This window comes from Pseudonocardia sp. EV170527-09 (genome assembly GCF_008369905.1).
GTDB lineage: Bacteria > Actinomycetota > Actinomycetes > Mycobacteriales > Pseudonocardiaceae > Pseudonocardia.
The window spans coordinates 1-296 of record NZ_VRMC01000400.1 but is presented as its reverse complement, the minus strand read 5'-3'; the positions used below and the strand labels follow the sequence as shown (position 1 = coordinate 296).

At 74.3% G+C, this 296-nt stretch carries 1 protein-coding gene; it reads right to left on the bottom strand.

Annotated elements, in window-relative coordinates:
• On the bottom strand, nucleotides 1–296 hold a 296-nt coding region (locus tag FVA95_RS29605), incomplete at both ends, for a leucine zipper domain-containing protein (RefSeq protein ID WP_149666967.1).

The window sequence follows — 296 nt, the reverse complement described above, 5'->3', positions numbered from 1 at the left end:
ACCGCGTGCACGGTCGAGGCGGCCATGCCCAGGCGCCCGGCGATCTGGACCGGGCCCAGCCGGTGCCGCCAGCGCAGCCGTACGATTCGCCGCACCAGACCGACACGGGTCTTCGTCGGTGAGGACCTCGGCCGTGAGCTGCGGTCGGCCATCCCCGCCGGCCCCTCGGCCCGGTAGCGGTCGGACCACTTCTTGGCGGTCCGCGCGGAGACCATGAACAGTGTCGCGGCCGCGGTGTGGGTCCAGCCGTGCTCGACGACGAGTTGAGCGAGCCGCAGCCGGGCGCGCGGGGTCAG